Source organism: Tolypothrix sp. VBCCA 56010 (assembly GCF_050875635.1).
Lineage (GTDB): Bacteria > Cyanobacteriota > Cyanobacteriia > Cyanobacteriales > Nostocaceae > Hassallia.
Map to the genome: position 1 here is coordinate 1 of NZ_JBPAOH010000260.1, position 5,950 is coordinate 5,950.

Genomic DNA, 5,950 nt, shown 5'->3' on the forward strand with positions numbered 1-5,950 from the left:
TTTGGTACTAGGGTCGAAGAAAGTAAGTCCACTGATCGGCGGGGCGTTTCACACTTTAATCCCACAGTCCATCAAAGCGTCCTGGTGCGAGTTGAGTGTACTTTACCGTGTGCTGAATATTTTTGTGTCCTAAGTAGTCCTGAATTAGCCGCGTGTCATAACCACGACTTGCCAAATAGTAGCCGCAGCTGTGGCGTAACATGTGGGGATGGATGGGAAAGTCAAAGCCGGCAATCTCCCCAGCGCGGCTGATAATCTTTCGCACCGCGTCGTCAGTCAGTGGGGAGCCGCGTTCGGACATAAACATCCAGGGAGATTTGTCTTTAGCTTCTCTTTTGAGAGAACGCAGTAAGCGCAATTCCTTACCGTCAATTTGTTGGTTGGAGGGGTTGCCGCGCTTGAGACGCTTAATATAAATATGGGCGGTGTCCCAATCAACATCAGACCACCGCAGCGCGATCGCCTCGGACACTCGCAACCCGTGACGGTACATCATGAGCATCAGCAGCCCGTCCCGACCTGGGTAACGCCCAACTGACTTGGCAGCTTCAATGAGCCGTTCGACTTCATCGGGTCGAAGGTATTCTCTAGATCGCACGTCTTCATTTTTAGGGCGGCGCAACTTCCACTCCTGTTTACTTTCCGGAATTGGATTGTTGACCACCAGTTTAAGATGTGCGCGGGATTTTGGCTTGTAGATGCTCATCAGTTGGGACAGTCGGTTAAATATTCTTTTTACTGACACTTTCCCACATTTTGAGGCGTTATTATTGTCTAGATAGATGTCTAGACTTACGGATTCTCCGCGTTTAGCTTGATTTTAATGTAGAGGCGAAAAAGCTTTGAGTCGCCACGGTTCTTATAAAGTTGGGACTTTTCTAAAACGGTGATTAAATCGCGCTTCTCGCACTCTCCCAAAAACCAAGCCCATTTTTCCAGGTCTTCTGGGGTTCCCATCAGCCTCATATCTATTTGGTCAGCCATTCCACTTCACCCCATTAAGAAAGTTTTGCGCTTTATCTTCCCAACTGGCTTTGGGTTGTGTTGTGGTGTTTGTCGTTTCCTTAGTTTGAGTATCAACTTTTAGTTCGGTTGTGTCGCAAGACTTTTGCGGTGAGGCGCGTTTCAGTTCCCGAATAAACGCATCAATTGCCTTTCCCGCTGACGACTGACGCCCAACTTTTAATTTACTGAGGATGCGATCGCGTGTTGCCTCCAGCTTGTCTAGACTGTATATATTGCTGTCTATATGCTTTTTGTCTTGCCCGGTAGCTGATGATTCTGTCTGTGCTACCGGGCTTTCAATTTTCCCCGCAGTTCCTCCAGTTGCTTACTTAATTCGCTCAGGGTGGCGTTTAGTCCTGTGGCGAGTTCTACGTATTGTTCCTCCAGTTGCTCTTTAATAATTTCTGGTTTCAGTCCCCTATCGTCTAGCACTTTGTCTATACATATTTCTAGACGTTCATTGAACTCTGTGTCTAGATGATTAGTCGTGACTGTATCTAGACGTTGTTCGATAATGTCTAGACGCTTATCGATAGTCTTGTCTAGATTAGTGTCAGCGAACGCGGTGGAATTTCCCAGCCTGTTACCCGAATTGTACCAACGAACGAATTCTGTAAAAACCGCTGAGGCGTTAGTTCCTTCAGCACTGGCTGCATTTTTAAAGGTTTCCCACTCTTGGGGGTCAATGCGAAAAGTGGCTAAGGTCTTATCTGCCATATTCTAGATGTATGTCTATACTTGTCTAGATATAATCTAACATATGTCTATATTTATGTCTATATATGTCTAGATGGTTAAGGCGATCGCGATCGCACCGCAACAAAGCGCGATCGCCTTCTTTCAATACTTGCGACAAGTATTTCTCTGTGGTAATAAATCTGGTTTAAAGGCGATCGCTCATGCTACATCTTCCTCATTGGTCTTAGCAGCAGTTTTTGCTTCTGCTCTGTCCAAGGCTTCTCTAATAAATTTACCAGCCAGATAACTCAGCGAACGGTCTTCAACGTCCGCTAGCCGTTGTAGCCTATCTTTTTCTTCCTTGGTTAAAACGACTGTAACCGTTACCTTGGTTGGCATTGAGGTTATTAATAACTATTAACTCATCATAACTCTTCAGCGTGGTAATCGTGGTTCACATTTATTGTTAACTATTAACAACAAGTGTTATTATTCAGTAGAGTTAACAGCTATTGTGAATATGGAGCAAGTACAGACCGCCAACAACGGCACTGTACCCGTTTTTAATGCGGGTAAAAGTGCTAACAAAACGCGATCGCGCCGCAACTTCCCCTCACTCCCAAGTGTGCCAGGGGCAAGTGACATGGCAGACGTCGCTTACACTTGCAAGGTCGATGCCTCTCCTACTTCTTGGGAGGCGCTGCCACTATATAGTCCGTTCAGTTTGTCTGCTGATGGCAGCTACCCATTAATAAAAGTCAGCAGATCCAAAGCTGCGGACTTGCGAACTGGTAAATCAATACATGCTGGATCGGGGCGCTGCTACCGAGTGATTTTTTAGACATGAATCAAGGTGACGGTATTTTGCGGCTGATGGCGCTGTTAATTGCCGTTACTCTTCTCCTTTATCTAGCCAGTAAAGGAGAAGGAGAGAAGCGCCAACAGCACCAATTTAAAATACAAATCTTTATTGAATATAGCGGAACGTGAACTATTTTGACTTACCCACTTTTCAGTCATGGCTGAGGTTTTTTGGATGGGTACTAATTAAGTCACTGCTATCTTTTCTACAATTTCTAACTTTAGCCACAGAAAAGATATTAGAGATTTTTCTTCTTTGTATCCGAATGTTTGCAAAGTTCTTAACCAGGATAGTGTTTGTGGTTGACCACTTGCCCTATGCTGGAATTTCAATCTCAAAGCAAGATAAGATAGAGACTATAGAAGTTACAGCCCTACCAAGTGAAATCAAGATAGAGTTTTTTGACTTTACCGAGATAAAGAATCAGCCTGATAAATTTCCACACATTAGGGTAATTGGCAAGACGGGAGTAGGCAAAACCCGTTTTGCCGAATGGATTTTAGATATGTTAAGTGGTGAACAGTTCGTGATTACTCCCAAAAAGAAGCCAGCAGACTGGATTAACCACAAGGTTTTTGGGTATCCCTTCAATTACCAAGAGTGTGAAGATAAGCTTAAAGACGTTCACTCTTTGATGCATACTAGATACGCCGAGATGGAATCAGGCAAAATGCCGCATCAAATCAACTTTGCTTGTGACGAATGGAAGTTAATCAACAAAAATGTCACCACGGCTAAAGAGTTAATGAAGGACATTATTATAGTAGCGAGGGATGCCAAAATTAGACTTATTGCCTTAGCTCAAGGGGAGAATGTAGCAACCTGGGGACTAGAGGGAGAGTCAGATTTAGAGGAGTGTTTTACTACAGTTCGCTTTGGTGACTTTGCATTAGAGCATTGTAAGTTTTTGAGAAACAAGTACAGGAAAGATTCAGAAGAGTTTCAATATTACTCTGCTGTTTTAAGAGAGTTAGAGTCACAAGGTTTCAGGTGCTGCATGGTAGAGAAACAACCTGCCAAAGTACCAGATTTATCCGGTTGGAAACCATCTTTTAGAGCGGTTGCTGATAGTTTTAATCCGGTTGATAGCGAGGGTGAGCAATCAGTAAACAACAGTTTTACTCCAGATACGCGAAACTACCCCCAAACCACGCAATACCAAGGGTTTCAGCCCCAAAACCCCGATTTTGAGGGGGGAAATGCGGCGCTGATTTCGGCAATAAAAACCGCAGTTTCAGAGGGGCGGTCGGTGGACTGGTGCGCGAAAAATGTGCCGGGGCTACCTGGGAATTATTACTCTGCAAGGGCGATCGTCGAGCAGATCCGGCTTGATTATGGCTTTTGAAGCGAGAGTTTAAAGTGTTCGGGCGCAGCTTGAAAGCTTCTTTCGTCCCTTTAGCCTAAATTAATTTAGACAAGCATACTTGCTTTTGTTGGTGAGCAGTGTTGGTGAGAAGTGAAGTAATTTATCCATGCAAAATACAGGGGTACAATTTCAGGACGTTTACTTCAGGTTATTCATACATAAAACTTTTGCGAATTTAAATGATATGCGCCTAATTGATGCACAGACAATTCAGATGTATGCTTAATAAAGCAAATTTTTAGTGAAGTTTGCATTTCTGCCTAAAGCAAATTTTTAGTGAAGTTTGCATTTGTGCAAATGCAAATTTCTTATATAAGAAAACTTAAAAAAAGGTCTTGTAGTTAAAAGTTTGCTATCAGTTTCAGCCGATTAAAAGCCTCAACCACCTAGCCACCCCGCTCTAACAAGACCAACAATTAAAATGTAGACTAAGACTATCAATTTCTGGGGTGGGTTAACAAGAGGCAATTAAATCGGCTTAAGCGGATAGCACTTTTGGCTACGGGATTAGGAAGACAACGCCAGTGCCTACCAACCCCGCGAATCGTGCAACTAACCAATCACGGGGGCTGAGTAAGTGCCCTCTCCATGAGAAGGAGTACTCAGCCTTAAAAACAAATGTACCATTTCTGGTCTTTCTCGAACTAACGAAAGCTCAAATAATTCTGAATGCTTTCACGTTGCGGCTGCATGTTGGCATCGGGCGTTACACATGGGCGCGGCTGTGGTATTTGTGTCGGGGGTTGGACATTTGGGGGCGGGGTTACGCCGAACTACCGATAGAGTTATGCTGTAGCGTATTGGGTATTTCTAGCCAAACACTTTACAGATGGCTCAAAGACGGCAAGACAGCAGGCGCTTTTAGAAAAGGCAACATCCGACGTGGAGTGTTGCGGGTCTATTTGGGCGCCTTGCACAAAGTTTGTTTCAAATTGGGGTTAATAGATTGGGAAGGCGTTGTGGATCTGCGATTGGTTGAGGTGAACCAAAACATCCGACCACTTGTAACAGGCGCTTGCACCCAGGACTTACAGTCTAAAAGTCACTATGCGGCTGTAACAAATCTTAAAAAACGGGAACGGGCTATTTACGCACCGCCCAAGGCTTCTGCCATACTGCAATCAAAAAAAGTATCCTCTCAAAAATCGGACGAGGGGCAAATACTTTTCTTATTGCATGTAGGACAGAAACGGGCGTTTGTGTCGAGAAGCTTTGTTCCATTTGGGGCTAGCCAAAGGTCGATTGGCAGCAAGTTGGGAATAAGCGATCGCACAGTGAGGCGTCACCAGGAGGCGCTCGGTTTGAACCGACGTCAGTTGATGCAGGCGAAAGGAGAATACAAACGGGTGCAACAAGCCATGAAGCACCAAGCCGACTTCTTCCAAGCCGCCGATGACATTTGGCTGACTAGTTGCGGTAACGAGTGGGAACTTCAGGAAAAATCGCGGGGTGCAAAGGAGTGGCATAAAAGCTATGTCACTGAGGACAGTTTTTGTAACTACTACGATAAAACCTGGATTTACCGCTGTAACCTCTACGAGGAGCGTTACACCCTGACATCGATGAGGCGATCGCGTGACATCTTTAAGCGACAGATCCAACAACAGCCCCAATCAACTCAACCAGTACAATTGTACGCCAACGTGTCAAATGAGGAGTATGACCGGACTTTGGGCGGTAAAGCGAACTTTGAAAAATTTTCAAAAAAAACGACGCCCTCCGACGTGGGCACGTTAAAAAGGGGTTGCAACCTCCGACCGGGATAAGAAGGACATTTTTGAGAATTTTTTTGAGCGTTCGATCTGCCGTCAAAAAAGCTCTGCAAAGTATCTCCTAGTGACTAGAAAATTTTAGAAAGGTGTCTTTGGGCTTAAGGTCGAAGAAACTACTCCCACTGATCTGCCACCGATCGGCATTAAATATTGGAGTTGGTTTCTTTGGTACTAGGGTCGAAGAAAGTAAGTCCACTGATCGGCGGGGCGTTTCACACTTTAATCCCACAGTCCATCAAAGCGTCCTGGTGCGAGTTGAGTGTACTT

Annotated in this window: 8 protein-coding genes; 5 read left to right on the forward strand and 3 right to left on the reverse strand. The window is 44.7% G+C overall.

The features are described from left to right. Positions 1-55 precede the first annotated feature (55 nt). From AABK37_RS39825 to AABK37_RS39835, 3 genes are all read right to left on the reverse strand, one after another. Positions 56-706, reverse strand: coding sequence for a tyrosine-type recombinase/integrase (locus AABK37_RS39825; RefSeq protein ID WP_432556912.1), 651 nt, complete (start codon positions 704-706; stop codon positions 56-58). Between the two features lie 86 nt (positions 707-792). Next, positions 793-984: a hypothetical protein gene (locus tag AABK37_RS39830; protein WP_432556913.1), complete on the reverse strand. Its 192-nt coding sequence runs from the start codon at positions 982-984 to the stop codon at positions 793-795. Between the two features lie 306 nt (positions 985-1,290). Then, positions 1,291-1,722: a hypothetical protein gene (locus AABK37_RS39835; RefSeq protein WP_432556914.1), complete on the reverse strand. Its 432-nt coding sequence runs from the start codon at positions 1,720-1,722 to the stop codon at positions 1,291-1,293. A gap of 73 nt (positions 1,723-1,795) precedes the next feature. Here AABK37_RS39835 and AABK37_RS39840 point away from each other — a divergent pair, with 73 nt between their 5' ends. The 5 genes from AABK37_RS39840 to AABK37_RS39860 all read left to right on the forward strand — a co-directional run bounded on the left by AABK37_RS39840 (position 1,796) and on the right by AABK37_RS39860 (position 5,677). Next, the gene (locus AABK37_RS39840; protein WP_432556915.1) at positions 1,796-1,990 is read left to right on the forward strand and encodes a hypothetical protein; all 195 of its coding nucleotides are present in this window, start codon (positions 1,796-1,798) and stop codon (positions 1,988-1,990) included. A 213-nt stretch (positions 1,991-2,203) separates the two neighbouring features. Then, positions 2,204-2,524, forward strand: coding sequence for a hypothetical protein (locus AABK37_RS39845; RefSeq protein ID WP_432556916.1), 321 nt, complete (start codon positions 2,204-2,206; stop codon positions 2,522-2,524). Positions 2,525-2,526: 2 nt separating this feature from the next. Beyond that, positions 2,527-2,673 carry a hypothetical protein gene (locus tag AABK37_RS39850; RefSeq protein ID WP_432556917.1) on the forward strand — a complete coding sequence of 49 codons (147 nt, stop codon included), beginning with the start codon at positions 2,527-2,529 and terminating at the stop codon, positions 2,671-2,673. Positions 2,674-2,843: 170 nt separating this feature from the next. Then, positions 2,844-3,890, forward strand: coding sequence for a hypothetical protein (locus AABK37_RS39855; protein WP_432556918.1), 1,047 nt, complete (start codon positions 2,844-2,846; stop codon positions 3,888-3,890). A gap of 545 nt (positions 3,891-4,435) precedes the next feature. Next, positions 4,436-5,677, forward strand: coding sequence for a hypothetical protein (locus AABK37_RS39860; protein WP_432556919.1), 1,242 nt, complete (start codon positions 4,436-4,438; stop codon positions 5,675-5,677). Positions 5,678-5,950 lie beyond the last annotated feature (273 nt).

Coding starts and splice junctions, on each gene's coding strand:
- AABK37_RS39825 (WP_432556912.1), bottom strand. CDS start 706: ATGAGCATCTACAAGCCAAAATCCCGCGCACATCTTAAACTGGTGGTC.
- AABK37_RS39830 (WP_432556913.1), bottom strand. CDS start 984: ATGGCTGACCAAATAGATATGAGGCTGATGGGAACCCCAGAAGACCTG.
- AABK37_RS39835 (WP_432556914.1), bottom strand. CDS start 1,722: ATGGCAGATAAGACCTTAGCCACTTTTCGCATTGACCCCCAAGAGTGG.
- AABK37_RS39840 (WP_432556915.1), top strand. CDS start 1,796: ATGGTTAAGGCGATCGCGATCGCACCGCAACAAAGCGCGATCGCCTTC.
- AABK37_RS39845 (WP_432556916.1), top strand. CDS start 2,204: ATGGAGCAAGTACAGACCGCCAACAACGGCACTGTACCCGTTTTTAAT.
- AABK37_RS39850 (WP_432556917.1), top strand. CDS start 2,527: ATGAATCAAGGTGACGGTATTTTGCGGCTGATGGCGCTGTTAATTGCC.